Annotated in this window: 22 protein-coding genes; 6 read left to right on the top strand and 16 right to left on the bottom strand. The window is 65.5% G+C overall.

Going from position 1 to position 25922, the window contains the following annotated elements; genetic code table 11:
* Positions 1–5: 5 nt before the first annotated feature.
* The 8 genes from rpsA to C662_RS01080 all read right to left on the bottom strand — a co-directional run bounded on the left by rpsA (position 6) and on the right by C662_RS01080 (position 11186).
* On the bottom strand, positions 6–1709 hold the full coding sequence (gene rpsA, locus C662_RS01115) for a 30S ribosomal protein S1 (RefSeq protein ID WP_002923821.1): 1704 nt from the start codon (positions 1707–1709) through the stop codon (positions 6–8).
* 102 nt (positions 1710–1811) lie between these two features.
* Positions 1812–3752 carry a bifunctional 3-phosphoshikimate 1-carboxyvinyltransferase/cytidylate kinase gene (locus C662_RS01110; RefSeq protein WP_002923820.1) on the bottom strand — a complete coding sequence of 647 codons (1941 nt, stop codon included), beginning with the start codon at positions 3750–3752 and terminating at the stop codon, positions 1812–1814.
* 132 nt (positions 3753–3884) lie between these two features.
* Positions 3885–4772, bottom strand: a complete 888-nt coding sequence (locus C662_RS01105; RefSeq protein ID WP_002923819.1) for a prephenate dehydrogenase — start codon at positions 4770–4772, stop codon at positions 3885–3887.
* Positions 4773–4786: 14 nt separating this feature from the next.
* On the bottom strand, positions 4787–5884 hold the full coding sequence (gene hisC, locus C662_RS01100; protein WP_002923818.1) for a histidinol-phosphate transaminase: 1098 nt from the start codon (positions 5882–5884) through the stop codon (positions 4787–4789).
* Between the two features lie 86 nt (positions 5885–5970).
* Complete coding sequence (pheA, locus tag C662_RS01095; protein ID WP_002923817.1) at positions 5971–7038, bottom strand: prephenate dehydratase; 1068 nt, start codon at positions 7036–7038, stop codon at positions 5971–5973.
* Between the two features lie 63 nt (positions 7039–7101).
* The gene (serC, locus tag C662_RS01090; RefSeq protein WP_002923816.1) at positions 7102–8199 is read right to left on the bottom strand and encodes a 3-phosphoserine/phosphohydroxythreonine transaminase; all 1098 of its coding nucleotides are present in this window, start codon (positions 8197–8199) and stop codon (positions 7102–7104) included.
* On the bottom strand, positions 8199–10862 hold the full coding sequence (gene gyrA / locus C662_RS01085) for a DNA gyrase subunit A (protein ID WP_002923815.1): 2664 nt from the start codon (positions 10860–10862) through the stop codon (positions 8199–8201). The genes serC and gyrA overlap by 1 nt, the downstream gene beginning before the upstream one ends.
* Positions 10863–10961: 99 nt before the next feature.
* A complete protein-coding gene (locus C662_RS01080) occupies positions 10962–11186 on the bottom strand; it encodes an oxidoreductase-like domain-containing protein (RefSeq protein ID WP_002923814.1) in 225 nt (74 codons plus the stop codon).
* A 97-nt stretch (positions 11187–11283) separates the two neighbouring features.
* Here C662_RS01080 and grpE point away from each other — a divergent pair, with 97 nt between their 5' ends.
* From grpE to dnaJ, 3 genes are all read left to right on the top strand, one after another.
* The gene (grpE, locus tag C662_RS01075; RefSeq protein ID WP_002923811.1) at positions 11284–11850 is read left to right on the top strand and encodes a nucleotide exchange factor GrpE; all 567 of its coding nucleotides are present in this window, start codon (positions 11284–11286) and stop codon (positions 11848–11850) included.
* A 115-nt stretch (positions 11851–11965) separates the two neighbouring features.
* On the top strand, positions 11966–13894 hold the full coding sequence (gene dnaK / locus C662_RS01070) for a molecular chaperone DnaK (RefSeq protein ID WP_002923810.1): 1929 nt from the start codon (positions 11966–11968) through the stop codon (positions 13892–13894).
* A 96-nt stretch (positions 13895–13990) separates the two neighbouring features.
* Positions 13991–15112, top strand: a complete 1122-nt coding sequence (dnaJ, locus tag C662_RS01065) for a molecular chaperone DnaJ (RefSeq protein WP_002923808.1) — start codon at positions 13991–13993, stop codon at positions 15110–15112.
* A gap of 113 nt (positions 15113–15225) precedes the next feature.
* Here the strand turns inward: dnaJ and cysS are convergent, their stop codons facing one another.
* The gene (gene cysS, locus C662_RS01060) at positions 15226–16611 is read right to left on the bottom strand and encodes a cysteine--tRNA ligase (protein ID WP_002923806.1); all 1386 of its coding nucleotides are present in this window, start codon (positions 16609–16611) and stop codon (positions 15226–15228) included.
* A gap of 250 nt (positions 16612–16861) precedes the next feature.
* Between cysS and C662_RS01055 the strand changes: the two genes are divergently transcribed.
* The 3 genes from C662_RS01055 to C662_RS01045 all read left to right on the top strand — a co-directional run bounded on the left by C662_RS01055 (position 16862) and on the right by C662_RS01045 (position 18846).
* Positions 16862–17443 carry a peptidylprolyl isomerase gene (locus C662_RS01055; RefSeq protein WP_002923804.1) on the top strand — a complete coding sequence of 194 codons (582 nt, stop codon included), beginning with the start codon at positions 16862–16864 and terminating at the stop codon, positions 17441–17443.
* Positions 17444–17515: 72 nt separating this feature from the next.
* On the top strand, positions 17516–18010 hold the full coding sequence (locus tag C662_RS01050; RefSeq protein WP_002923803.1) for a peptidylprolyl isomerase: 495 nt from the start codon (positions 17516–17518) through the stop codon (positions 18008–18010).
* Between the two features lie 68 nt (positions 18011–18078).
* Positions 18079–18846 carry a UDP-2,3-diacylglucosamine diphosphatase gene (locus C662_RS01045; RefSeq protein ID WP_002923802.1) on the top strand — a complete coding sequence of 256 codons (768 nt, stop codon included), beginning with the start codon at positions 18079–18081 and terminating at the stop codon, positions 18844–18846.
* Positions 18847–18863: 17 nt separating this feature from the next.
* Here the strand turns inward: C662_RS01045 and C662_RS01040 are convergent, their stop codons facing one another.
* Genes C662_RS01040 through trpA form a run of 7 tightly spaced genes read right to left on the bottom strand, consistent with a single transcriptional unit; the run spans position 18864 to position 25907 of the window.
* Positions 18864–20048, bottom strand: coding sequence for an O-succinylhomoserine sulfhydrylase (locus C662_RS01040; RefSeq protein WP_002923801.1), 1185 nt, complete (start codon positions 20046–20048; stop codon positions 18864–18866).
* A 51-nt stretch (positions 20049–20099) separates the two neighbouring features.
* Positions 20100–21656 (bottom strand): amidophosphoribosyltransferase, encoded by a 1557-nt coding sequence (gene purF, locus C662_RS01035; RefSeq protein WP_002923800.1) that lies wholly within the window; start codon positions 21654–21656, stop codon positions 20100–20102.
* A 10-nt stretch (positions 21657–21666) separates the two neighbouring features.
* Entirely contained in the window at positions 21667–22158 is a 492-nt protein-coding gene (locus tag C662_RS01030; RefSeq protein WP_002923799.1) for a CvpA family protein, read from the bottom strand.
* 9 nt (positions 22159–22167) lie between these two features.
* Positions 22168–22878: an SPOR domain-containing protein gene (locus C662_RS01025; RefSeq protein WP_002923798.1), complete on the bottom strand. Its 711-nt coding sequence runs from the start codon at positions 22876–22878 to the stop codon at positions 22168–22170.
* A 10-nt stretch (positions 22879–22888) separates the two neighbouring features.
* Positions 22889–24202 carry a bifunctional tetrahydrofolate synthase/dihydrofolate synthase gene (folC, locus tag C662_RS01020; protein ID WP_002923797.1) on the bottom strand — a complete coding sequence of 438 codons (1314 nt, stop codon included), beginning with the start codon at positions 24200–24202 and terminating at the stop codon, positions 22889–22891.
* Between the two features lie 8 nt (positions 24203–24210).
* Positions 24211–25089, bottom strand: a complete 879-nt coding sequence (gene accD, locus C662_RS01015; RefSeq protein ID WP_002923796.1) for an acetyl-CoA carboxylase, carboxyltransferase subunit beta — start codon at positions 25087–25089, stop codon at positions 24211–24213.
* On the bottom strand, positions 25086–25907 hold the full coding sequence (gene trpA / locus C662_RS01010) for a tryptophan synthase subunit alpha (protein WP_002923795.1): 822 nt from the start codon (positions 25905–25907) through the stop codon (positions 25086–25088). The genes accD and trpA overlap by 4 nt, the downstream gene beginning before the upstream one ends.
* Between the last annotated feature and the right edge of the window lie 15 nt (positions 25908–25922).

Raw genomic sequence — 25922 nt, 5'->3', positions numbered from 1 at the left:
TCAGCTTACTGCTTCTGCTCGTTCAGCTTGGCCTTGAGCAGGGCACCCAGGTTGGTCGTGCCAGCCGAGCCCGAACCTTCCGAGGCGAGCTTGTTCATGGCTTCGGACTGCTCGGCCTGATCCTTGGCGCGGATCGACAGGCTGATCGAGCGGGTCTTGCGATCGACGTTGATCACCAGCGCCTCGACCTCGTCACCTTCCTTGAGGACGGTGGTCAGGTCATCCACGCGATGGGCAGCCGCTTCGGAAGCGCGCAGGTAGCCTTCGACGTCGTCACCCAGCGAGATCACCGCACCGCGAGCCTCGACCGACTTCACGGTGCCGCGCACGAGGCTGTTCTTCTCGTGGGTGGCAATGAAGTTGGTGTAAGGGTCGCCTTCGAGCTGCTTGATGCCGAGCGAGATACGCTCGCGCTCGACGTCGATCGCCAGCACCACGGCCTCGACCTCGTCGCCCTTCTTGAACTTGCGCACGGCGTCTTCGCCGGACTCGCTCCAGGACAGATCGGACAGGTGCACCAGACCATCGATGCCGCCTTCCAGGCCGATGAACACGCCGAAGTCGGTGATCGACTTGATCTGGCCACGGACCTTGTCACCCTTCTTGTGGTTGATGGCGAAATCGTCCCACGGGTTCGACATGCACTGCTTCATGCCCAGAGAGATGCGGCGACGGTCTTCGTCGATCTCGAGGATCATCACTTCGACCTCGTCGCCCAGCTGGACGACCTTGGTCGGGTGGATGTTCTTGTTGGTCCAGTCCATTTCGGACACGTGCACCAGGCCCTCGATGCCCTGCTCGACTTCGACGAACGCGCCGTAGTCGGTGATGTTGGTGACCTTGCCGAACAGACGGGTACCCTGCGGGTAACGACGCGAGATGCCGACCCACGGATCTTCGCCGAGCTGCTTGAGGCCGAGCGAGACGCGGTTCTTTTCCTGGTCGAACTTGAGCACCTTGGCTTCGATCTCGTCACCGACGTTGAGCACTTCGCTCGGGTGACGGACGCGGCGCCAGGCCAGATCGGTAATGTGCAGCAGGCCATCGATGCCACCCAGGTCGACGAACGCACCGTAGTCGGTGATGTTCTTGACGATACCCTTGATGACGGTGCCTTCCTTGAGGTTCGAGAGCAGCTTCTCGCGCTCTTCGCCCATCGACTCTTCCAGCACGGCACGACGCGACACCACGACGTTATTGCGCTTGCGGTCGAGCTTGATGACCTTGAATTCGTATTCCTTGCCTTCGTACGGCGTGGTGTCCTTGACCGGACGCATGTCGACCAGCGAACCCGGCAGGAAGGCGCGGATGCTGTTGGTCATGACGGTCAGGCCACCCTTGACGCGGCCAGTGATGACGCCCTTGACCAGGGAGCCTTCGTTGAGCGCCTTCTCGAGGTCGTTCCAGGCGGCGATGCGCTTGGCCTTCTCGCGCGACAGGCGGGTTTCGCCGTAGCCATCTTCGAGCGCGTCGATGGCCACATGGACGAAGTCACCGACGTTGACCTCGAGTTCGCCGCGATCGTTGCGGAACTCCTCGATGGGCACGTAGCTTTCGGACTTCAGGCCGGCGTTGACGACGACGAAGTTCTGGTCGATGCGCACGACTTCGGCGGTGATGACTTCACCGGCGCGCATTTCCTGGAGGGCGAGGCTTTCCTCGAAGAGGGCGGCAAAGCTTTCTTCGAAGGAGGGGGTGGCGTTGGACATAGGGATAAGGATCCGGCACCGTCGTGGGACGGCAAACATGGTTGGTTCAAGAAAAAACGCGCCGAAGCCCACGCTTCTGCGCGACGGTTTCAGGCCGGACGCCTAGCCACCCGCCCGAACGAGGTCGAGCACGAAGGCCACGGCCTCGTCGACGGACCTCTCGGTGGTATCGAGCAGCACCGCATCCGGCAGTTTCACGAGGGGCGCGACAGGCCGGGCGGCATCGCGCGCATCCCGTTCCTGAAGGTCCTTCAGAAGACTTTGGATATTAGCAGGCATTCCCTTTTCCATCAACTGCTTATAGCGGCGCTCGGCACGCGACTCAGCGCTGGCGGTCAGGAACACCTTCACCCCGGCGTCGGGGAACACCACTGAGCCGATATCGCGCCCCTCGGCCACCAGGCCGGGGCCGATGCGATAGTCGCGCTGGCGGTCGAGCAGGGCCTCGCGCACCTGCCCCAACACCGCCACCTTCGACGCCCCGACCGAGCAGGCCTCGGTGCGGATCGCATCGCTGACATCCTCGCCTGCGAGCAGGATAAGGCCGTTCTCGAAACGTGCCGGGAGGTCCGCGGCAATCGCTGCGACGCCCACCTCGTCATCCAGCGCAATGCCTGCACGCATGGCCGCAAGCGCAACCAGTCGGTACAGCGAGCCGCTGTCCAGACAATGCCAGCCCAGCGCCTCCGCCACGCGCGCCGCCACCGTCCCCTTGCCCGAAGCCGACGGCCCATCGATGGCGACGACCGGCACGGCTCGCGCCACCTGCCCGAACACGTCGAAATAGCCCGGGAAGGTCTTGTTGACGCAGCGCGGATCGTTGATGCGGAGCCGGCATCCGCCCAGCGTGACGAGCGAGAAGCACATGGCCATGCGATGATCGTCGTAGGTATCGATCGCTGCCGGCTGCAGGCGCGCCGGCGGCGTCACCACGAGGTAGTCCTCGCCCTCCTCGATCTGCGCCCCGACCTTGCGCAGTTCGATCGCCATCGCCGCGATGCGGTCGGTCTCCTTGACGCGCCAGCTGGCGATATTGCGCAGCCGGCAGGGACCGTCGGCAAACAACGCTGCCACCGCCAGCGTCATCGCCGCGTCCGGGATGTGGTTGAGGTCCAGATCGAAGGCCTTGAGGCCTCCCTCGACCGGCGCCGCGGCCTCGATCCAGTTGTCTCCCATGGTGATGCGGGCGCCGAGTTGCTCGAGCGCTTCGGCAAAGCGTACATCGCCCTGGATGCTCGCCCGCCCCACCCCTTCGACCCGCAGCGGGCCACCGCCGATCGCCCCCGCCGCCAGAAAGTAAGAGGCCGACGACGCGTCGCCTTCGACGAACACCGTTCCCGGGCTTCGATAGCGGGCGCCGCCGGGCACGACGAAGCGCTCCCAGCCATGCTGCTCGACCTGCACGCCGAAGCGCGCCATCAATTCGAGCGTGATGCGGATGTAGGGTTTGGAGATGAGTTCGCCGACGACCTCGACCGTAGTTTCCACCCCTGTCAGCGGCAGCGCCATCAGCAGGGCGGTAAGGAACTGGCTAGACACGTCGCCCCGCACCCTGACCACACCGCCCGGGCGGATGCTTGCCGGTCGCAGGTGCAGCGGCGGATAGCCCTCGTTGGCCGTGCACCTGATGTCGGCACCGAGTGCACGCAGCGCGTCGACGAGGTCGCCGATCGGGCGCTCATGCATGCGCGGCACACCCGAGAGGCGGTACTCGCCCCCCGACAAGGCCAGGGCTGCGGTCAACGGCCGGAAGGCGGTACCGGCATTACCAAGGAAGAGCTCGGCATGCTTGACCGGAAACGGTCCGCCAACGCCCCGCACGCGGTAGTCAAGCGAGTCGCCATTGCGCTCCCAGCACACGCCAAGCGTCTGCAGGGCGTCGAGCATGCGCTCGACATCGTCCGACAGCAGCAGATCGCGAATCTCGGTCTCGCCCTCGGCAAGCGCAGCAAGCAGCAGGACCCGGTTGGAAATGCTCTTCGAGCCCGGCAGGCGAACCGTACCGGCTGCACCGAGCATTGGCGGCAAATCGAGAAATTCCATCATCACCTCTCAGGGATCGCCCCACGATGCGGGGCGGGAAGAACGGGGGCGGCTCCAGCGGCAAGCACAGCGGTCACAGCGCCACACTCTCGGGCCGGCCAGGACTACAGCCGATGCGGCGGCACCGCCGCGCTATTCTGCGGCCTGTACCGGCAAGCCCTCTGCCCATGCATTGCGCGCCCGGCGTGCACGCTCGAACACCGCCTCGAGACCGGCGCCATCACCGGCCTCGAGCAGCCCACGCAGGTGCGCGAGCTCACCGAGATAAGCGTCAAGCTCGTCGAGCAAGGCGACCCGGTTGGCGATGCAGATATCGCGCCACATCTCGGGATGACTGCCCGCGATGCGGGTGAAGTCGCGAAAGCCGCCCGCCGCATGGGAAAACAGCAAGGGCGCGTTGGGTCTGCGTGCGAAGTCATCGACCAGGCCGAACGCCAACAGGTGCGGCAGATGGCTGACCGCCGCAAAGACCCGGTCGTGCTCGCCGGGGCTCATGTCCACCACGCGTGCACCACAGGCTTCCCAGGCGGCACGCACGAGCTCGACCGCCGCTGCGCGACTCTCGGGCAGCGGGGTCAACACTGCCTTGCGTCCGATGTAGAGCTCGGCAAACGCGGCTTCGACGCCGCTCTTTTCCGCACCTGCAATCGGGTGCGCAGGCACGACATCGGCAAGTGCGCCGGAGAGGTGGCGGTGCACCGCCTCGATCACGTCACGCTTGGTGCTGCCCGCATCCGTGACTACCGTACCTGGCCGCAGGTGAGGCGCCATCGCCGCCATGATCGCGTCCATCTGGCCAACGGGCGCTGCAAGCAGGACCAGGTCGGCGCCGTCGAGCGCATCCGCCCAGCCGGCCGCGACCTCGTCGATCACACCCAGCGCGAGCGCCCGCTGCAGGGGCTCGGGGCGCCGCCCCACGCCGACAACCCGCCCCACCTGCCCGGCACGGCGCAAGGCAAGGGCAAAGGAGCCGCCGATGAGGCCGACGCCGCAGATGACGAGCTTGCCGATCAGGGCCATCCTGCACCCTCCACTCAGGACAGGGCGCGGCGAAGCGCAGCGATGAAACGGGCGTTCTCTTCGGGCAGGCCGATCGAGACACGCAGCCAGTGCGGCATGCCATAGGCTGCAATCGGACGCACGATGACGCCCTGCTTGAGCAGTGCCTGGTTGATACCGATCGCATCACCGACCTTGAAGGTGACGAAGTTTCCAAACGACGGAATCCACTCCAGCCCCAGTTCGGCAAAGGCCTGGGTGAGTTGGACCATGCCGCGTCGGTTGATCTCGGCACTGCGGGCGATGAACTCTTCGTCGCCCAGCGCCGCCTCGGCCGCCGCCAGACCGACGCTGGTCACGTTGAACGGCTGGCGAACCCGGTTCATCAGATCGGCCACCTCGGGATGCGTCACTGCGTAGCCGACGCGCAGCCCGGCCAGGCCATAAGCCTTGGAGAAGGTGCGCGAAACGAGCAGGTTCGGATAGCGCCCTACCCAGGCCATCGCATCGTAGCGCTGCTCGGGCGCAAGGTATTCGGTATAAGCCTCGTCGAGCACCACCAGCACATGTTTGGGCACCGCGCTGATGAACGCCTCCAACTCGCCCCCCGGAACGAAGGTGCCGGTGGGATTATTGGGATTGGCGACGAAAACCACGCGCGTCTGCGGCCGGATCGCAGCCAGCATCGCTGCCAGATCATGACCGAAGTTGCGCGCAGGCACCTCGATTCCACGCGCGCCGCGCGCATGCGTCGCCAGCGGATAGACCGCGAACGCGTGCTGCGAATAGACCGCCGACAAGCCCGGCGCCAGAAAAGCCTGCGACACCAGTTCCAGGATGTCGTTGGAGCCGTTGCCGACCACGATCTGCTCAGGGGCCACGCCAAACTTGTTGCACAACGCGCTCTTGAGCGCGAAAGCGCCACCGTCCGGGTAGCGCGCCACATCGCCTATCGCATCGCGTGCGGCGTCGCGCGCCGCAGGGCTCATGCCGAGCGGATTCTCGTTCGATGCGAGCTTGACGATGCTCGATTCGGCCAGCCCCATCTCGCGAGCGAGCTCCGAGATGGGCTTGCCCGGCTGGTAGGCCATGATCGAGCGGATGTAGTCGGGTGCCAGCGAGGCGATGCTCATCGTCTTCTCCTGTTTGTTCTGCATGCCGGTCGGGCTGCAGCATCAAGCGTCGCGCACCGGCGCCAGCCGCGCGCGCTCGCGCTGTGTCAGATTGCCGCCACCGGATACGAGCCGATGACCTTGACGAACGCTGCGCGATCGTTGAGTTCGGCAAGCGCAGCCGCCACCTCGGGATCGTCGCGGTGTCCATTGATGTCCGCGTAGAACACATACTCCCATAGCCCCGAGCGCGCCGGCCGCGACTGCAGCTTGGTCATGTCGACCCCATGGCGGGCCATGGGTTCGAGCAGGCCATGGATGGCGCCCGGACGGTTCGGTGCCGAGAACACCAACGAGGTGCGATCCTGGCCGGAGGGGCCCGCGTCGTGGTCGGCGATGACCAGGAAGCGCGTCGTGTTGTTGGGATCATCCTCGATGTTGGGGGCGAGAATGTTGAGGCCGTAGAGTTGCGCGGCCGCCTCACCGGCAATGGCGCAGGACTCCGGATCCTCCGAGGCCATGCGCGCGGCCTCGGCATTGCTCGCCACCGGGATGCGCGGCAGATGCGGCAGGTTGCGGTTCAGCCACTCGTGGCACTGCGCCAGCGACTGGGCATGCGAGTAGACACGGCGGGCCGCGCCGATGCCGTCGGCGCGCGACATCAACTGCTGGTGGATGCGCAAGCGCACCTCGCCGCACACCTTGAGCGGATTGGCGAGGAGCAAGTCAAGCGTGCCGCCCACCGCCCCCTCGGTAGAGTTCTCCACCGGCACCACGCCGTAGTCGGCATTGCCTGCCTCGACCGCTCGAAAGACGTCGTCGATCGCCGCCATCGCCATGAAATTGGGCGCGGAGCCGAAATGCTTGCGGCTGGCACTTTCGGAGAAGGTCCCGGCCGGGCCGAGATAGGCCACGCGCAGCGGCTGCTCCAAGCCCAGGCAGGCCGACATGACCTCGCGGAAGATGGTCTTCACCGCATCGGGTGACAAGGGCCCGGGGTTGAGCTCGGCCAAGCGGCGCAGCACCTGGGCCTCGCGCTCGGGGCGGTAGTACATGACGCCGCGTTTGATCTCCCCGACCCGTTGCGCGCAGCGCGCGCGCTCGGACAGGCGGGCGAGGATTTCCTCATCGAGGCGGTCGATCTCGTTGCGCAGTTTCAGCAGTTCGTCGCTCATGCTCGGCCCATGGCCCCCTTCAAGTTCCGCGTGTGGTTCTCGTTCGTGTGCTGCCCGGCGCGCTCAGCCGCGGCGAGCAGCGAAGTCGCGCATGAAATCGACCAGCGCCTGCACGCCTGCGATCGGCATCGCGTTGTAGATCGACGCCCGCATGCCGCCGACCGACTTGTGCCCCTTCAGCTGCACCAGGCCGGCCGCTCTCGACTCTGCCAGGAAGGCCTCGTTCAAGGACTCATCCTTCAGGAAGAAGGGCACGTTCATGCGCGAACGGCAAGCCGGGTCGATGCGATTCTCGTAGAAGTCGCTGGCATCGAGGAAGTCGTACAGCAGCTTCGCCTTGGCGATGTTGTGCGCCTCGACCGCCGCCAAACCGCCCTCGCGCTTGAGCCACTGGAAGACCAGGCCGGCGATGTAGATCGCGTAGGTGGGCGGCGTGTTGTACATCGAGCCGTTGTCGGCCACGGTCTTGTAGTCGAAGGCGCTCGGGCAGTGCGGCATCGCGCGCCCGAGCAGGTCCTCGCGCACGATCACGATGGTCAGGCCCGCCGGGCCGATGTTCTTCTGTGCGCCGCCGAAGATCAAGCCGTACTTGGCCACGTCGATCGCGCGCGACAGGATGTGCGAGGACATGTCGGCCACCACCGGCACCTCGCCGCGGCCGATCTGCGCCAGATCGGGCTCGAAGGGGTACTCGACGCCGCCGATGGTCTCGTTGGTGCAGGTGAACACATACGCCGGATCGGCAGACAGCCTCCAGTCCGTCATCGGCGGCACGGTCGCGAAGCCGCTCGCCTCGGAGGTGGCCGCGATGTTCACCTCGGCGTACTTGCGCGCCTCCTTCTGCGACTTATGCGACCACGCGCCGGTGACCACATAGTCGGCCACGCGCTTGTCGCCCATCAGGTTCATCGGGATGATCGCGTTCTCGGCGATCGCGCCGCCCTGCATGAAGAGGATGCGGTAGTTCGCCGGCACCGCCAGCAGCTCGCGCAGGTCCGCCTCAGCCTGGGCAGCAATGGCGGTGAACTCCTTGCCGCGATGGCTCATTTCCATCACGCCCATACCGCTGCCTTGCCAGTCGAGCATCTCGTCGGCGGCCTGGCGCAGCACCTCTTCGGGCAGCGCCGCTGGACCCGCGCTGAAGTTCCATACGCGACTCATCAGGCGCCACCCTCCTCGCCATCGGCAGATCCGTCAGCAGCATCGCCCGCCTCGCCCGCAGGCCTCTGCACCGAGGCGGCTGCCTCCTCCTCGGCCTCACCTTCGCCATTGACGCGCATGCTCTCGTCCGACTCGGACTCGGCCACCTTCTCGACGCTGGCAAGCCAGGTGCCTTCATCGAGGCTGATCAGCGTCACGCCCTGGGTCGAACGACCCATCTCGCGGATGCTCTCCACACCAGTGCGGATAAGCACGCCGCCGGTCGAGATCAGCATGATTTCGTCGCTGGGCTCGACCAGCACCGCAGCCACCAGCTTGCCGTTGCGGTCGCTGGTCTGGATCGCGATCATGCCCTTGGTGCCGCGGCCATGGCGGGTGTATTCGGCCACCGGCGTGCGCTTGCCGTAGCCGTTTTCGGTCGCAGTCAGCACCGACTGCGACTCGTCCTTGGCCACCAGCATGGCGATCACCGACTGGCCGTCCTCGAGCATCATGCCGCGCACGCCGCGCGCATCGCGCCCCATCGGGCGCACGTCGGTCTCGGCAAAGCGCACCGCCTTTCCGGCGTCGGAGAACAACATCACGTCGCACTGGCCGTCGGTGATCGCCACGCCGATCAGGTGGTCGCCGTCGTCCAGATTGACGGCGATGATGCCGGCCTTGCGCGGGTTGGAGAACGCGGTGAGCGCCGTCTTCTTGACCGTGCCTTCCGAGGTCGCCATGAACACGAAGTGCTCCTCGTCGAACTCCTTGATCGGCAGCACCGCAGTGATCTTCTCGCCTTCGATCAGCGGGAAGAGATTGACGATGGGCTTGCCGCGCGAGTTGCGCGTACCTTCGGGCACCTCGTACACCTTGAGCCAGTAGCAGCGCCCGCGGCTGGAGAAGCACAGCACGGTGTCGTGGGTGTTGGCGACGAAGAGATGGTCGATGAAGTCCTCGTCCTTCATCGAGGTGGCCTGCTTGCCGCGGCCGCCGCGACGCTGGGCACGGTAGTCGGCCAGCGGCTGGCGCTTGAAGTAGCCGGTGTGCGACAGGGTCACGACCATGTCTTCCGGCGTGATCAAGTCCTCGATGTTGATCTCGGCGGTGTTCATCACCAGCTCCGAGCGGCGCGGGTCCCCAAACTGATTGCGGATCGCACCGAGCTCGTCGACGATGATCGCAGTGATGCGCTCGGGGCGCGCCAGGATGTCGAGCAGGTCGGTGATGACGTCCATCACCTCGCGGTATTCGCCGACGATCTTGTCCTGCTCGAGGCCGGTCAGACGCTGCAGGCGCAGTTCGAGAATCGCCTGGGCCTGGGTTTCGGACAGACGGTAGCCCTGCGCCTGCAGGCCGTACTGCGGATCCAGCCCTTCCGGCCGGTAGCTGTCGGCGAGCGCGCGCGACAGCATCTCTTCGACCAGCGCCGAGCGCCACTCGCGCGCCATCAGTTCGCGCTTGGCGTCGGAAGGCGTGGGCGCGGCCTTGATCAGCGCAATAATCTCGTCGACGTTGGACAGCGCCACCGCCAGACCTTCGAGGATGTGACCGCGGTCACGCGCCTTGCGCAGTTCGAAGATGGTGCGGCGGGTGACGACCTCGCGACGATGCTCGAGGAAGCACACCAGCATCTGCTTGAGGTTGAGCAGGCGTGGCTTGCCGTCGACCAGCGCCACCATGTTCATGCCGAAGCTGTCCTGCAGCTGGGTGTGCTTGAACAGCTTGTTGAGCACCACCTCGGGCATCTCGCCGCGCTTCAACTCGATCACCAGGCGCATGCCCGACTTGTCGGACTCGTCGCGGATCTCGCTGATGCCCTCGATCTTCTTCTCGTTGACCAGCTCGGCCATGCGCTCCTGCAAGGTGCGCTTGTTCACCTGGTAGGGCAGCTCGTCAACGATGATGGCCTGGCGGTCGGTCTTGCCGATGGGCTCGAAGTGGGTGCGCGCACGCATGATCACGCGACCGCGGCCGGTGCGGTAGCCCTCGCGCACGCCAGCAAGGCCGTAGATGAGGCCCGCGGTCGGGAAGTCCGGCGCCTGGACGATGTCGATCAGCGCCTCGATATCGGTGTCCGGATCCTCGAGCAGCTTCAGGCAGGCGTCGACCACCTCACCGAGGTTATGCGGCGGGATGTTGGTCGCCATGCCGACCGCGATGCCGCTCGAACCATTGATCAGCAGGTTCGGAATGCGCGCCGGCATGACCAGCGGCTCCTTCTCCGAACCGTCGTAGTTCGGGCCGAAGTCCACCGTTTCCTTGTCGATGTCGGCCAGCAGCTCGTGGCCGATGCGCGCCATGCGGATTTCGGTGTAACGCATCGCCGCCGCGTTGTCGCCATCAACCGAGCCGAAGTTACCCTGGCCATCGACCAGCATGTAGCGCAGCGAGAAATCCTGCGCCATGCGCACGATGGTGTCGTACACCGCAGTATCGCCGTGCGGGTGGTACTTACCAATGACGTCACCGACGATACGCGCTGACTTCTTGTAGGCGCGGTTCCAGTCGTTGGACAGCTCATGCATCGCGTACAACACGCGCCGATGCACCGGCTTGAGGCCGTCGCGCGCATCCGGGAGTGCCCGACCCACGATCACGCTCATTGCGTAATCGAGGTAGGAGTGCCGCATCTCCTCTTCAAGGCTGATCGGCAGAGTTTCCTTGGCGAACTGAGTCATGCTGGGAGCGGGCGTACCGCGTTTACCAAAACGCGAAATATTAACACGCGCGCCCTCCGCCCGCCCCGCCTTGGGCATCGGCGCATGCTCAAGACACGATCACTCCAGCGCGGCGATGGCATCCTCGCGCCAGAAACGTAGCGCTGCGTAATACCCCTCCCACACGCAGCCGTTGCAACCGCGCCCGCAGCAGCTGTCGGGCACTGGCGGTGGCGCGCGCAGGGCAAGGCCGCGCGCCTGCAGCGCCAGCTGCACCAGACTCACCAGCGCTTGCGCCTCGGCAAGATTGCGCATCGGCAGCGCAACCAGATCGCTCGTTCGCATGCTTCAGTTCCTCGGCCGAAAAAATGCGGCTCCAGCCCTTGAAATGACCAGACCGACCCCAATTTACCAGCGTCAGGAATTTACGGGAGCCTTATCCATGCAGGAACAGAACCCTTCGACGACGCCCGCCGATGAACTGGAAGTCCAGGCTACCACCGCCGAACACGCCGCCAGCGATGCGTCCAACGCGATCGACAGCATGCCCAGCCTCGAGGAGAGCCTGCGACAGGCCGAACTGAAGGCCGCCGAGCATCACGACGCCTGGCTGCGCGCCAAGGCCGAGACCGAGAATGTGCGTCGCCGCGCGCAGGAAGACATCGGCAAGGCCGCCAAGTTTGCCGCCGAGAAGTTCGCCAGCGCGATGCTGCCGGTCAAGGACAGCCTAGAGGCAGCCCTCGCGGTGGACAACCAGACCGTTGAGAAGCTGCGCGAAGGCGTCGAGTTGACGCTCAAGCAACTTGTCGCCGCTTTCGAAGGCGCGAGCCTGGCCGAAGAGAACCCCGTTGGCCAGAAGTTCGACCCGAACAAGCATCAGGCGATCAGCGCGGTCGAGTCGGACGCCGAACCCAACACCGTGGTCACGGTGCTGCAGAAGGGCTATCTGCTCAACGAGCGCGTCCTCCGCCCGGCACTGGTCATGGTGGCAAAGGCCAAGGGCCAGTAAGGAATCTGCGCGCGGCGGCTTGAAACCGTTGCGCGCCCCCCCATATTCGATCCAGACCGGCGCGCTACGAGCCGCGCCTCCAAATAAAGACTGAACTGACTGAGAAGGAACACTCATGGGCAAGATCATCGGCATCGACCTCGGCACCACCAACAGCTGCGTCTCCGTGATGGAAGGCGGCAAGCCGAAGGTCATCGAAAACTCCGAAGGCGCGCGCACCACCCCGTCGGTGGTGGCCTACGCCGAGGACGGTGAAATCCTGTGCGGCGCGCCGGCCAAGCGCCAGGCCGTCACCAACGCCAAGAACACCCTGTTCGCAATCAAGCGCCTGATCGGCCGTCGCTTCGAAGAGAAGGAAGTCCAGAAGGACATCGCCATGATGCCCTTCACCATCGCCAAGGCCGACAACGGCGACGCCTGGGTTGAAGTGCGCGGCAAGAAGATCGCACCGCCGCAGGTTTCCGCCGAGATCCTTCGCAAGATGAAGAAGACCGCCGAGGACTACCTCGGCGAGGAAGTGACCGAAGCAGTCATCACCGTGCCGGCCTACTTCAACGACAGCCAGCGCCAGGCCACCAAGGACGCCGGCCGCATCGCCGGCCTCGAGGTCAAGCGCATCATCAACGAGCCGACCGCGGCCGCGCTCGCCTTCGGCATGGACAAGAAGCCGGGCGACTCCAAGATCGCCGTGTATGACCTCGGCGGCGGCACCTTCGACATCTCGATCATCGAGATCGCCGACCTCGACGGCGAGCACCAGTTCGAAGTGCTGGCGACCAACGGCGACACCTTCCTGGGTGGCGAGGACTTCGACCAGCGCATCATCGACTACATCGTCACCGAGTTCAAAAAGGAACAGGGCGTCGATCTCAAGAACGACGTGCTCGCACTGCAGCGCCTGAAGGAAGCGGCCGAGAAGGCCAAGATCGAGCTGTCCTCGGGCCAGCAGACCGAGATCAACCTGCCCTACATCACCGCCGACGCCTCAGGCCCGAAGCACCTGGCGATCAAGATCACCCGCGCCAAGTTCGAGTCGCTGGTCGAAGACCTGATCGAGCGCTCGATCGCGCCCTGCCGCATCGCCCTCAAGGACGCCGGCCTCAAGGTGTCGGACATCGACGACGTGATCCTGGTCGGCGGCCAGACCCGCATGCCCAAGGTCATCGACAAGGTGAAGGAATTCTTCGGCAAGGAACCACGCCGTGACGTGAACCCGGATGAGGCCGTCGCCGTCGGCGCCTCCATCCAGGGCGGCGTGCTGCAGGGCGAGGTCAAGGACGTGCTGCTGCTCGACGTCACCCCCCTGTCGCTGGGCATCGAGACCCTGGGCGGCGTGATGACCAAGCTGATCCAGAAGAACACCACGATCCCGACCAAGGCCAGCCAGGTGTTCTCCACCGCCGACGACAACCAGAGCGCGGTGACCATCCACGTGCTGCAGGGCGAGCGCGAGATGGCCTCGGGCAACAAGAGCCTGGGCCAGTTCAACCTCTCCGACATCCCGCCGGCGCCGCGCGGCATGCCGCAGATCGAGGTCACCTTCGACATCGACGCCAACGGCATCCTGCACGTGTCGGCCAAGGACAAGGCCACCGGCAAGGAGAACAAGATCAAGATCCAGGCCAACTCCGGTCTGTCGGACGAGGAAGTCGAGCGCATGGTGCGCGACGCCGAGGCACATGCCGAGGAAGACAAGAAGGCCCACGAACTGGTCGACGCCCGCAACCAGTGCGACGCGCTGATCCACTCGACCAAGAAGGCGCTGGGCGAGTACGGCGACAAGCTCTCCGACGACGAGAAGGCCAAGATCGAAGCCGCAATCAAGGACGCCGAAGAGGCGATCAAGAGCGGCGACAAGGACACCATCGAAGCCAAGAGCCAGGCCCTGGCCATGGCCGCGCAGAAGCTCGGCGAGCAGATGTACGCCCAGGCCCAGGCCGAAGGCGGTGCCCAGGGCGCAGCCGGTGGCCAGCAGGCTGGCGGCAAGGCCGAGGATGCCGACGTGGTGGATGCCGAATTCACCGAAGTGAAGGACAAGAAGTAATCGTCACTCTGGCGACCCCTTCGCGGCCGAGCCCCGCCGGAGCCCTGCTCTGGCGTCGGCTCGGCCTTTGCTTGAGACCAGACTGAGCGACGCACCATGTCCAAAAGGGATTACTACGAAGTCCTCGGCGTCAACCGCGACGCCGGCGACGATGAGATCAAGAAGGCCTACCGCAAGCTGGCCATGAAGTTCCACCCGGACCGCAATCCGGACAACAAGGAAGCGGAAGAGAAGTTCAAGGAGGCCAAGGAGGCCTACGAGATGCTCTCCGACCCGCAGAAGAAGGCGGCCTACGACCGCTACGGCCACGCTGGTGTCGACCCGTCGATGGGTGGCGGCGGTCAGGGCTTCGAGGGCGGCTTCGCCGATGCCTTCGGCGACATCTTCGGCGACCTGTTCGGCGGCGGAGGCCGCGGCGGCCGCTCCAACGTCTATCGCGGCGCCGACCTGCGCTACAACCTCGAGATCACGCTCGAGGAGGCTGCGCGTGGCGCGGAGAAGACCATCCGCATTCCCACCGTCGAGGAATGCGGCACCTGCCACGGCAGCGGCGCCAAGCCCGGCACCCAGCCCAAGACCTGCCCGACCTGTAACGGCCACGGCCAGGTGCGCGTGCAGCAGGGTTTCTTCTCGATCCAGCAGACCTGCCCGAAGTGCCATGGCAGCGGCAGGATCATCCCCGACCCCTGCCGCGACTGCGGCGGTGCCGGCAGGGTGAAGAAGCAGAAGACGCTGGAGGTGAAGATTCCCGCCGGTATCGACGAAGGCATGCGCCTGCGCCACGCCGGCCATGGCGAACCCGGTGTCAACGGTGGCCCGCCGGGCGACCTCTACGTCGAGATCCACATCCGCAAGCACGCGGTGTTCGAGCGCGACCACGACGACCTGCACTGCGAGATGCCGATCAGCATCACCACGGCAGCCCTCGGCGGCGAGATCGAGATTCCGACCCTCGAAGGCATGGCGCGCCTGAAGATCCCGGCCGAGACCCAGAGCGGCAAGGTCTTCCGCCTGCGCGGCAAGGGCATCAAGAACGTACGCAGCCATGCGCATGGCGACCTGATGTGCCACGTCGTGGTCGAGACGCCGGTCAGTCTCACCGATCGCCAGAAGGAGTTGCTGCGCGAGTTCGAAGAGATCTCCAGCGGTAACGCCGACCGCCACAACCCCAAAGCCAAAGGCTGGATGGACAAGGTGCGCGACTTCTTCGGCAACTGAGCCCGGGCTACCCATCGGAAGAACGCCCGCCCTGCAATGCAGGAGCGGGCGTTTTTATATCTCTTGCAGTCCGTGGCCTGGGCCTCGTGCGCCGGTGCGCACTACCTCAGGCGTCAGGCGCGGCGCCAGGTCGTGCCGCCAGGCCCGTCCTCGAGGACGATGCCGGCCGCAGTCAGCTCGGTCCGGATCCGATCAGCCTCGGCGTAATCCTTTGCCTTCTTGGCTGCGGCGCGCGCGGCAATGCGGGCTTCGATCTCCCCGGCGTCAAGGCCTGCCGCATCCGCAGCGCCGGCCTGCAGGAAGGCCAGCGGATCGCGCTGAAGCAGGCCCAGCACGCCTGCCAGGGCCTTGAGTTGCCGCGCCAGAGCGGGCGACACACTGCGGTTGACCTCGTTCGCCATCTCGAACAGCGCCGCGACCGCCTCCGCGGTGTTGAAGTCGTCGTCCATCGCCGCGCGGAAACGCCGGGCGTGAGCCTCTTCCCAATCCACCTCGGCATCGCCCTGCACCGGCACGTTCTTCAGCGCGGTATAGAGGCGCGTGAGCGCGTTGCGGGCGTCCTCGAGGTGGGTGTCGGAGTAGTTGAGCGCGCTACGGTAGTGCGCACGCAGGATGAAGAAGCGCACCACCTCGGGGTCGTATTTCTGCAGCACCTCGCGGATGGTGAAGAAGTTACCGAGCGACTTCGACATCTTCTCGTCATCGACGCGCACGAAGCCGTTGTGCATCCAGTAATTGACGAAGGCGTGGCCGTGCGCGCCCTCGGACTGGGCGATCTCGTTCTCGTGGTGCGGGAACTGCAGATCCATGCCGCCACCGTGGATGTCGAAGTGGTCGCCAAGCAGGTCCGAGCTCATTGCCGAGCACTCGATGTGCCAGCCGGGCCGGCCCTCGCCCCACGGCGACGCCCACTTCACCTCGCCAGGCTCTTCGGTCTTGGCGTGCTTCCACAGCACGAAGTCGAGCGGGTCGTTCTTGTCCTGCGCCACGTCGACGCGCTCGCCGGCGCGCAGCTCGTCGAGCGACTTGCCCGACAGCTTGCCGTAGCCCTCGAACTTGCGCACCGCGTAGCATACGTCGCGGTTGGCTGCGACGTAGGCGAGGCCTTTGTGCTCGAGGCGCGAGATCAGCGACTGCATCTGGGCAACGTAGTCGGTGGCGCGCGGCTCGTGGTCGGGGCGCAGCACGCCCAGCGCATCGGCGTCCTCGTGCATCGCCGCAATGAAGCGGTCGGTGAGCGCGCGGATGGTCTCGCCATTCTCCTGCGCGCGACGGATGATCTTGTCATCGATGTCGGTAATGTTGCGCACGTAGGTGACGTCCAGCCCGCTCGCACGCAGCCAGCGCGCCACCATGTCGAACACCACCATCACGCGTGCATGCCCGAGGTGACAGAAGTCGTACACCGTCATGCCGCAAACGTACATGCGGACCTTGCCAGGTTCGATGGGCGTGAAGACTTCCTTGTTGCGCGACAGGGTGTTGTAGATGTTGAGCATCGGGATGACGGAAATACCGAAGATGAAGCACGCTGTGAGCGCGATTGTGAGGGGTGGGGCTTGTTGCTAGAATCTTGCGTCCAGCGGGCTCCAGGCCCGCATCGGCAGGGCGCAAATATACCACGGCAGCGGACCTCGCCCTTTCGTCATCCCTGCCTGCAAGGAAGGTTCGCGACATCTGTGCGAGAGCCTGCGCCAGTCCTGAGATGCCTTCACGCCCGTGGCCATGCGGCCAAGCACCGGAGACCCCATGAAAAAGCAATTGATCGCCTTTGCAGTGCTCGCAGCGAGTGCCTTGAGCACGCTGGCCGCCAACCCGATGGTCGAACTCAAGACCAACCAAGGCGAGATCGTGGTCGAACTGTTCGCCGACAAGGCGCCGAAGTCGGCAGAGAACTTCGTCCAGTACGTCAAGGACGGTCACTACAACGGCACCATCTTTCACCGTGTGATCGATGGCTTCATGGTCCAGGGCGGTGGCTTCGACGCCGACATGAAGCAAAAGAGCACCCGCGCCCCGATCGAGAACGAAGCGAAGAACGGCCTCAGGAACGAACCCGGCACCCTGGCCATGGCGCGCACCGCCGACCCGCACTCGGCCTCGGCACAGTTCTTCATCAACCTCGTCCCCAACACCTTCCTCGACTACCCTTCGCGCGACGGCTGGGGCTACGCCGTGTTCGGCAAGGTGGTGAAGGGCATGGACGTGGTCGACAGGATCGCCAAGGTCCCGACCGCGAACCGCGGTTTCCACCAGAACGTGCCGGTCGAGCCCGTGATCGTGGAAAGCGCCCGCCTGCTCGACGCCCCGGCAGGCAAGGCCGGCAAGTAAGAAGGGCCCTTCAATGGACGGGCGAGCGCACGCACTGCCCGGACGACAACAACCTCCCCAGGAGAGCACCACATGGCAGTCAAGTTGCACACCAACCACGGCGTCATCACCCTCGAACTCGACGCCGACAAGGCACCGGTCACGGTCGCCAACTTCCTCGCCTATGTGGAAGCCGGCCACTACGACAACACCATCTTCCACCGGGTCATTGACGGCTTCATGATCCAGGGCGGCGGTTTCGAGCCCGGCATGAACCAGAAGCCCACCGGCGAACAGATCAAGAACGAAGCCGACAACGGCCTGAAGAACGAACGCGGCACCATCGCCATGGCGCGTACCCAGGCGCCCCACTCCGCCACCGCGCAGTTCTTCATCAACGTTGCCGATAACGACTTCCTCAACCACCGCTCGCCCGACACCCAGGGCTGGGGCTACTGCGTGTTCGGCCGTGTCACCGAGGGCCTGGATGTGGTCGACTCGATCCGCAAGGTCAAGACCGGCTCCAGCGGCTTCCACCAGGACGTGCCCAAGGAGGACGTGGTCATCGAGCGCGCCGAAGTCGCCTGATCGTGACCACGCGCAGCGCCTCGCAAGCCAGCCCGCAGCCGGCGGTTCCGGACGGGTCTGGCGCGCCGATGCCGGAGGCCGCACGCGCGGCCCTTCCGGCATTGTTCATCTCCGACCTGCACCTGAGCGAAGACGAACCAGCCAACGTCGAGGCCTTCCTCGCCTTCCTGGAGGGCCCGGCACGCGAGGCGGCGAGCCTGTTCATCCTCGGCGACCTGTTCGAATACTGGGCGGGTGACGACGATCTTGCCACGCCCTTCAATGCGCGCATTGCAGAAGCAATCCGCACGCTCTCGTGCAGTGGCACCGCAGTGCACTTCATGACCGGCAACCGCGACCTGCTTGCTGGCCCGGCCTTTGCGACCGCGATCGGCGCGACCCTGCTCGATGACCCCGCATGCGTGCGCTTCGGTGACGCGGCAAACGCCCCCGTGCTCCTGCTCTCACACGGCGACGCCCTGTGCACAGACGACCTCGCCTACCAGGCCTACCGCCGCCAGGTACGGGACCCTGCCTGGCAAGCCGGCTTCCTCGCTCAACCCCTGGCTGCACGCAAGGCATTCATCGCCAGCCTGCGCCAGAAGAGCGAAACCGCCAAGGCCGGAAAATCGATGGAGATCATGGACGTCAACGCGGAGGCGGTCGCAGCCCTGCTCCGCAGCCACGACTACCCAATCCTTGTTCACGGCCACACCCACCGCCCGGACCTCCACGCGCTCAAGGTCGATGGCCGCGAGTGCGCGCGCCACGTGCTCTCCGACTGGCGGGGCGCCGCCTGTTGGCTAGCCTTCGACGGCAGCCGGTTCAGCGCCCACACCGACACAAGCGCCGGCTGAGCAATCCGGCTGTGCGCTCAGCGCGCCAGGCCGCGCGCCAGGTCTTCCTTGATGTCGTCGACGTGCTCGAGACCGACCGCCACGCGCAGCAGGCCGTCGCCGATCCCCGCGCTGGCTCGCGCCTCGGCGCTGATGCGGCCGTGAGTAGTGGTCGCAGGATGCGTGATCGTGGTCTTGGTGTCGCCCAGATTGGCCGTGATCGAGATCAGCCGGGTCGAGTCGACCACCTTCCAGGCGGCATCGCGACCGCCCTCGACGTCGAAACTGACGATTGCTCCACCCGTCTTCTGTTGGCGCATTGCCAGTTCGTGCTGGGGGTGAGAGCGCAAACCAGGGTAGTACACCCGCGCCACACCAGGCTGGGCTTCGAGCCATTTCGCCAGCTCCAGCGCGCTCGCCGACTGCGCCTCCATGCGTACGCGCAAGGTTTCAAGACCCTTGAAGATCACCCAGGCATTGAAGGGCGACAGCGTCGGCCCGGCTGTGCGCAGGAACTTGAACACCTCGTCGGTAACGAGCTTGCGGCCCGCCACGGCCCCGCCCAGTACCCTGCCCTGGCCGTCCAGATACTTCGTCGCCGAATGCACGACGACATCCGCACCCAAGTCGAGCGGACGCTGCAAGGCCGGTGAGCAGAAGCAGTTATCGACGGCCAGCAGCGCTCCGGCCTCGTGTGCGATGTCTGCCACGGCCGCAATATCGATCACTTCGGTCAGCGGATTCGAGGGCGTCTCGGTAAAGAACAGCCGTGTCCTCGGCTGCGTGGCATCGCGCCAGGCATCGAGGTCGGTGGTCGGGACGAAGGTCGTTTGAATGCCGAACCTGGAAAGGATGCCGCCGAACAACTGCTGCGTGGCCCCGAACAAACCATTGGACGCGACCACATGGTCGCCCGCCTGCAGCGTCGCCATTGCGAGTGCAAGAATCGCCGACATTCCGGAGGCAGTCGCTACACAGCCCTCTGCGCCTTCAAGCGCAGCAAGCCGGGTCTGCAGCGCACTGACTGTCGGGTTCGAGAAACGGGCATAGACATAGCCCTCCTCCTCACCCGAGAAGCGCGCCGCCGCCTGTGCTGCGTTCTCGAACACGAAGCTGGAGGTCAGGTACATCGCCTCCCCATGTTCTCCGAACTGGCTGCGCTCGATGCCCGAACGCACGGCGAGCGTGTCGGGGTGAAGAGAATGCGGATCTGGAAGGCTCATGTTCGCTGCAATCGGATGTTCAGGAGGCTTGCGTGCAGGACGTCAGCAGGTTCAGTGGTCGCCAGCGGAGGCGAGATTGAGGTCGAGCTGGCCGCCCTCGCCGCCCTCGCCGTCGTCGCCATGGTCACCGGCATCACCCTTGCCCGCCGCGGGCTCGCTACGCTGATTCTCCACGCCGTTCAGATACTCGGCCGTGATGTCGCCGGTAATGTAGCTGCCATCGAAACAGGACGTCTCGAAGAAGCTAAGGGCGGGATTGAGCGCCCGCACGGAAGCCTTCAGATCGTCGAGATCCTGGTAGATGAGGCCGTCAGCCCCGATCTCGCGGCAAATCTCCTCATCGTTGCGATCCGAGGCGATCAGCTCACCGCGCGTGGGCATGTCGATCCCATACACATTGGCATAGCGCACGGGAGGCGCCGCAGACGCGAGGTAGACCTGGGTCGCGCCAGCTTCGCGCGCCATATTCACGATCTCCTTGCTCGTGGTGCCACGGACGATCGAGTCGTCGACCAGCAACACGCTCTTGCCCTTGAACTCCTGGTGAATCGTGTTGAGCTTCTGGCGCACAGACTTCTTGCGCGTCGCCTGGCCCGGCATGATGAAGGTGCGCCCGATGTAGCGGTTCTTGACGAAACCCTCGCGGAAGGGCAAGCCCAGGCGATGCGCCATCTGCATGGCCGACGGCCGGCTCGAGTCCGGGATCGGGATCACCACGTCGATGTGCACCTTGGGCATGGTCCGCTTCATCTTGTCGGCCAGGAACTCGCCCATCTTCATGCGCGACTCATAGACCGACACGCCGTCGATGATCGAATCGGGTCGCGCCAGGTAGACGAACTCGAACATGCATGGTGCGTGCACCGTCTTGGCTGCGCACTGGCGGCTGTGGAAGCGCCCCTCGATATCGACCAGCACGGCCTCGCCCGGCGCGACGTCACGCAACAAGCGGAAGCCCAGCACATCGAGGGCGACCGACTCGGAGGCGACCAGCCACTCGCTGCCCGCAGCCGTGTCGTTGCGGCCGATGACCAGCGGTCGGATCCCGTACGGATCGCGGAACGCCAGCAGCCCGTAGCCGGCGATCATGGCAACGACCGCATAGGCACCACGGCAGCGCCGATGCACGCCGGCCACTGCGGTGAAGATCGCGTCCTCGTCGAGCTTGAGCCCCTTGCTGGCTGCCTGCAGTTCATGTGCCAGCACATTCAGCAGCACTTCGGAATCGCTGCTGGTGTTGATGTGGCGCAGGTCCGAGAGGTACATCTCGCGCTTGAGTTCGTCCGCATTGGTCAGGTTGCCGTTGTGCGCGAGCAGCAGCCCGAACGGCGAGTTGACGTAGAAAGGCTGTGCCTCGGCCGCGTTGTAGGCCGAGCCCGCGGTCGGATAACGCACATGGCCGATTCCCCAGTTACCGGTCAAGTTGCGCATGTTGCGCGTACGAAAGACGTCGCGCACGAGGCCCGAGCCCTTGTGCATGTGAAAGCGCCCGCCCTCCGAGGTAGCAATGCCCGCCGCATCCTGGCCGCGGTGCTGCAGGACCTGCAGTCCATCATAAAGAAGCTGGTTGACCGGAGAAGTCGCGACGACACCGAGAATTCCACACATGGAGGCATGCCTATCTGAATCGAATCTTGTCGGCCACCTCGTCGGGCAGCCAGGGTTTTGCAGCAATCACGGCCGATTCCATCGGCGCCGAAAACAGCGCCTGCGACCACCAGGGCTCGCGCGCCACGCCCGCGATACCGCCGACCAGGACGACGACGAACGCGACCGCAAGCCCGCGTGCAACGCCGAACAATGCACCGAAGAAGCGGTCCGTCGCCCCCAGGCCGGCAGCGCGCAACAGCTCCCGCAGCAGGTAGCGCAGCAAGGCCGCGATCAGCAGCACTGCAACCACCACCAGCGCGCCGCCCGCAACCTGCCTCCACACCGGCTCCACGATCATGCCGGTGAAGAACGCCGCTGCCTGTTCGTTATAGCGCCAGGCCGCAAAAAGTGCTGCCACCCAGGCCAGCAGGGCGACAACCTCGCTCACCAGCCCTCGCCACATGCCGATCGCAGCCGAAAAGCCGAGCACACCCAGGAAGACGTAGTCGAACACTGTCATGGCTGCGTCTCAACGCGGCTGCAGGACGGCCTGATGGCCCGACGCCTTCAGGCGCGCGGCCACCGAGTCGGCTGCCTGCCGGCCCGTGATCGGGCCGACGCGTACTCGTGTCACGCTGCCCGAGCGCTCGGTGAAGGCCTGGAAGCCCTGCGCCTTGAGCTCATCGGCAAGGCGGGCAGCCTTGGCGGCATCGCTGAAGGCGCCGACCTGGATCACGAAGGCCTCGCCACGTGGCGGCACGGGCTGGCCCGAAAGGATCGCACGCACCCTCGCCTCCTCGTCGGCATCGGTTGCCGCTCGGCTTGGCGCCGGCTTTGCCGCCGGCGATGCCTCCTGGCGCACCGGCGGCGCCTGAGGCGCCACCGCAGGCGGCCGCGCTGTCGTGGCAGGCGCAGGCGGCGGAGCCGCAGGCGTTTTCTCTACAGGGGGCGGCTCGACCGGATCGACCGCAACCAACTGCGGGCCATCGGCGGCCACATCGTCATCCTCGGATACGGCAGGTGGCACGGCCGCCACAGACTCCGCGGGAGCAGCCGGCCGCTTCAGCGCAGGGGCTGCAGCCCGATCGGGGATCGTGATCTGGATGTCCTGCACCGAAGGGTGCGGCTCCGGGTCCATCATCATGGGCAACACGATGGCAGCCAGCAAGGCGAGCGCAACCGCGCCGACCAGACGTCGGCGCGCGCGCTTCTTGATATCCAGGTTGTCAGCGTCACTCACCGGGAGAACCTCATCGCTGGCGTGCGGCCTTGATCGCCGCAAGCACATCGGCCACTGTCAGGAACGAGCCAAAGACGACGATTCTATCACCCTCGGCTGCAGCATCTTGCGCTGCAGCAAACGCAGCAGCCGGCTGTTCGTAGCAACGGATATCGCCCGCACCGCCAGCCGCGCGCACACGTGCGGCAAGGTCTTGTGCCGAAAGGCCGCGCGCGCCGGGCAGGTCGGCGAGCAGCCAGTGGTCGACGCGCCCAGCCAGACGCTCGACCACCCCCTCGACGTCCTTGTCTGCCAACATGCCGAGCACGGCCCATGTTTCCGGAAAGAAACCCATGCTGCCGAGGTTCTCGGCCAGCACACCCGCTGCCTGCGGATTGTGCGCGACGTCGAGCACCACCGCCGGGCGCCCCGGCAGCACCTGAAAGCGCCCGGGCACCTCGACCAGCATCAGTCCCTGACGCACATGCTGCATGGACACGGGCAGCCGCGCACGCAACAACTCGAGCGCGGTGATGACCGCAGAGGCGTTGAGCAACTGGTTGGCACCGCGCAAGGCCGGATATGCCAGCCCGCCACGCTTTACGAGACCGCCCTGGGCACGCGGCCGCTCGTACCGCCAGTAGCCCCACTGCTGGCGGTCACCACCAAAACCGAAATCCCGGCCGCTGATCCACAGCTCTGCCCCAATGGCCGCAGCATGGTCCACCAAGGTCGCAGGTGGCTGGGGGTCTCCGCACACGGCCGGACAACCCGTGCGAAAGATACCCGCCTTCTCGTAGCCAATCGCCTCGCGCGAATCGCCGAGGAACTCCATGTGGTCCATTGCCACGCTGGTCACGATCGCGCAGTCGGAATCGAAAAGGTTGACCGCATCGAGCCGGCCACCCAGACCGACCTCCAGGACGATTACATCGAGCCCTTCGCCCGCCAGCACCGACCACGCCGCAAGCGTGCCATGCTCGAAATAGGTCAGCGGCGTGTCGCCGCGCACCGCCTCGACGGCGGCAAAGCCTTGCACCAGGCGCTCGTCGTCGACATCCCTGCCGTCGATGCGAACACGCTCGTTGTAGCGCAACAGGTGGGGCGATGTGTAGCAACCGACGCGATAACCTGCCGCCAGCAGAATGCCCTCGAGCATCGCACAGCACGAGCCCTTGCCGTTGGTACCGCCGACGGTGATGACCAAGGCCTCGCTGCCTGCAGCCATCGCCTGCTGGACCTTGCGCACACGCTCGAGACCGAGCTCGATGCGTTGCCCATGGCGCTGCTCGAGCAAGGCCAGCCAGCCCTCGAGGCTGGCTGGCAGCCCCGGATCCGCAACCACCGCAGGCCTCACGCCGAAACCGCGTCCGCAGGCTGGCGCGTCAGCATGGCAAGCACGCCTGCGATCTCGTCGCGCATCTCGCGTCGATCCACGATCAGGTCGATCGCCCCTTTGTCGAGCAGGAACTCGGCGCGCTGGAAGCCTTCTGGCAGCTTCTCGCGCACCGTCTGCTCGATGACGCGCGGGCCGGCAAAACCGATGAGCGCGTTCGGCTCTGCGATCACCACGTCGCCCATGAAGGCAAAACTGGCGGACACGCCCCCCATGGTGGGGTCCGTCAGCACGGTGACGAAGGGCAGCCTGCGCTCGGCAAGACGCGTGATCGCAGCCGTGGTCTTGGCCATCTGCATCAGCGACAGCAACCCCTCCTGCATGCGAGCACCGCCCGAGGCGGTAATGCAGATGAAGGGGATGCGCTGCTCGTAGGCACGCTTGGCGCCGCGCACGAAGCGCTCACCCACGACCGAACCCATCGAGCCGCCCAGGAACTCGAATTCGAAGCAGGCCACGACCACCGGCAGGCTCTTGATTGCGCCCTGCATCACCACCATCGCGTCTGCTTCGCCTGTGTCGGCGGTCGCGGTCGACAAGCGCTCCGGATACTTGCGCGAATCCTTGAACTTGAGCGCATCGACCGGCGTCACCTCGGCACCGATCTCGACCCGCCCCTCGGCGTCGAGCAGCACGTCGAGGCGCCTGCGCGCGCGCAGGCGATGGTGATGCCCGCACTTGGGGCAAACGCCCAGGCTGCTGTCGAGGTCCGAACGGTAAAGCACCGACTCGCAGCCTTCGCACTTGCTCCACAAACCCTCGGGAATCGACTTGCTGCGCGCGGACACCTCGCCGCGCTTGATCTTGGGCGGCAGCAGCTTTTGCAACCAACTCATTGAGTCACTCCTTTACCGGTGGCGAGGTCGTCAAGCGCGCAGCGGATGTCGCGCATGAAGGCGGCAACGCGTGCAACCTCCTCGCCAGGGTTGTTCTCGATCTCTTCGATGATGCGGCTGCCGATCACCACCGCGTCGGCCACTGCACCAACCGCGCGCGCACTCTCCGCATCGCGGATGCCGAAACCGACGCCCACCGGCATGCCGACGGCCGCGCGGATGTCCGGAATGCGGCGCGCAACCTCCTCGACGTCCAGCTTTGCGCTACCGGTGACGCCCTTGAGCGAAACGTAGTAGATGTAGCCGCTGCCGGCAGACGCGACGTCCGCATAGCGCTGCTCGGACGAGGTCGGCGCGAGCAGGAAGATCGGATCGAGGCCACCGGCCTTGGCCGTGGCGGCAAAACCGACGCACTCTTCTGGCGGGTAGTCGACCACCAGCACGCCATCGACCCCGGCTTCGGCCGCGGCACTGACGAAGCGCTCGGCCCCCATGGCCTCGATCGGATTTGCATAACCCATGAGCACCACCGGCGTAGCGGCATCGGTTGCGCGGAACGCCCGTACGATCTCGAGCACCTTGCGCAGGCTCATGCCCTGAGCCAAGGCACGCTCGGATGCGCGCTGGATGGTCGGGCCATCGGCCATGGGGTCGGAGAACGGAACGCCCAGCTCGATGATGTCGGCGCCCCCGTCGACGAGGGCCTGCATCAGCGGCAGGCTCAACTCAGGACTCGGGAAGCCGGCAGTGACGAAGGGGATCAGCGCCTTGCGGCCTTCGGCCTGCAGGCGCTGGAATACGGTCTGGATTCTTGACATGTCTCGATCACACAG

It is taken from the genome of Thauera sp. 28, assembly GCF_000310145.2.
Lineage (GTDB): Bacteria > Pseudomonadota > Gammaproteobacteria > Burkholderiales > Rhodocyclaceae > Thauera > Thauera mechernichensis.
Note: the sequence above shows the minus strand (reverse complement) of the source record. Positions and strands in the feature narration are given on the sequence as shown.

What these genes read in the sequence shown, in the direction of transcription:
- rpsA (WP_002923821.1), bottom strand. Translation starts at nt 1,709, where the DNA reads ATGTCCAACGCCACCCCCTCCTTCGAAGAAAGCTTTGCCGCCCTCTTC.
- C662_RS01110 (WP_002923820.1), bottom strand. Translation starts at nt 3,752, where the DNA reads ATGGAATTTCTCGATTTGCCGCCAATGCTCGGTGCAGCCGGTACGGTT.
- C662_RS01105 (WP_002923819.1), bottom strand. Translation starts at nt 4,772, where the DNA reads ATGGCCCTGATCGGCAAGCTCGTCATCTGCGGCGTCGGCCTCATCGGC.
- hisC (WP_002923818.1), bottom strand. Translation starts at nt 5,884, where the DNA reads ATGAGCATCGCCTCGCTGGCACCCGACTACATCCGCTCGATCATGGCC.
- pheA (WP_002923817.1), bottom strand. Translation starts at nt 7,038, where the DNA reads ATGAGCGACGAACTGCTGAAACTGCGCAACGAGATCGACCGCCTCGAT.
- serC (WP_002923816.1), bottom strand. Translation starts at nt 8,199, where the DNA reads ATGAGTCGCGTATGGAACTTCAGCGCGGGTCCAGCGGCGCTGCCCGAA.
- gyrA (WP_002923815.1), bottom strand. Translation starts at nt 10,862, where the DNA reads ATGACTCAGTTCGCCAAGGAAACTCTGCCGATCAGCCTTGAAGAGGAG.
- C662_RS01080 (WP_002923814.1), bottom strand. Translation starts at nt 11,186, where the DNA reads ATGCGAACGAGCGATCTGGTTGCGCTGCCGATGCGCAATCTTGCCGAG.
- grpE (WP_002923811.1), top strand. Translation starts at nt 11,284, where the DNA reads ATGCAGGAACAGAACCCTTCGACGACGCCCGCCGATGAACTGGAAGTC.
- dnaK (WP_002923810.1), top strand. Translation starts at nt 11,966, where the DNA reads ATGGGCAAGATCATCGGCATCGACCTCGGCACCACCAACAGCTGCGTC.
- dnaJ (WP_002923808.1), top strand. Translation starts at nt 13,991, where the DNA reads ATGTCCAAAAGGGATTACTACGAAGTCCTCGGCGTCAACCGCGACGCC.
- cysS (WP_002923806.1), bottom strand. Translation starts at nt 16,611, where the DNA reads ATGCTCAACATCTACAACACCCTGTCGCGCAACAAGGAAGTCTTCACG.
- C662_RS01055 (WP_002923804.1), top strand. Translation starts at nt 16,862, where the DNA reads ATGAAAAAGCAATTGATCGCCTTTGCAGTGCTCGCAGCGAGTGCCTTG.
- C662_RS01050 (WP_002923803.1), top strand. Translation starts at nt 17,516, where the DNA reads ATGGCAGTCAAGTTGCACACCAACCACGGCGTCATCACCCTCGAACTC.
- C662_RS01045 (WP_002923802.1), top strand. Translation starts at nt 18,079, where the DNA reads ATGCCGGAGGCCGCACGCGCGGCCCTTCCGGCATTGTTCATCTCCGAC.
- C662_RS01040 (WP_002923801.1), bottom strand. Translation starts at nt 20,048, where the DNA reads ATGAGCCTTCCAGATCCGCATTCTCTTCACCCCGACACGCTCGCCGTG.
- purF (WP_002923800.1), bottom strand. Translation starts at nt 21,656, where the DNA reads ATGTGTGGAATTCTCGGTGTCGTCGCGACTTCTCCGGTCAACCAGCTT.
- C662_RS01030 (WP_002923799.1), bottom strand. Translation starts at nt 22,158, where the DNA reads ATGACAGTGTTCGACTACGTCTTCCTGGGTGTGCTCGGCTTTTCGGCT.
- accD (WP_002923796.1), bottom strand. Translation starts at nt 25,089, where the DNA reads ATGAGTTGGTTGCAAAAGCTGCTGCCGCCCAAGATCAAGCGCGGCGAG.
- trpA (WP_002923795.1), bottom strand. Translation starts at nt 25,907, where the DNA reads ATGTCAAGAATCCAGACCGTATTCCAGCGCCTGCAGGCCGAAGGCCGC.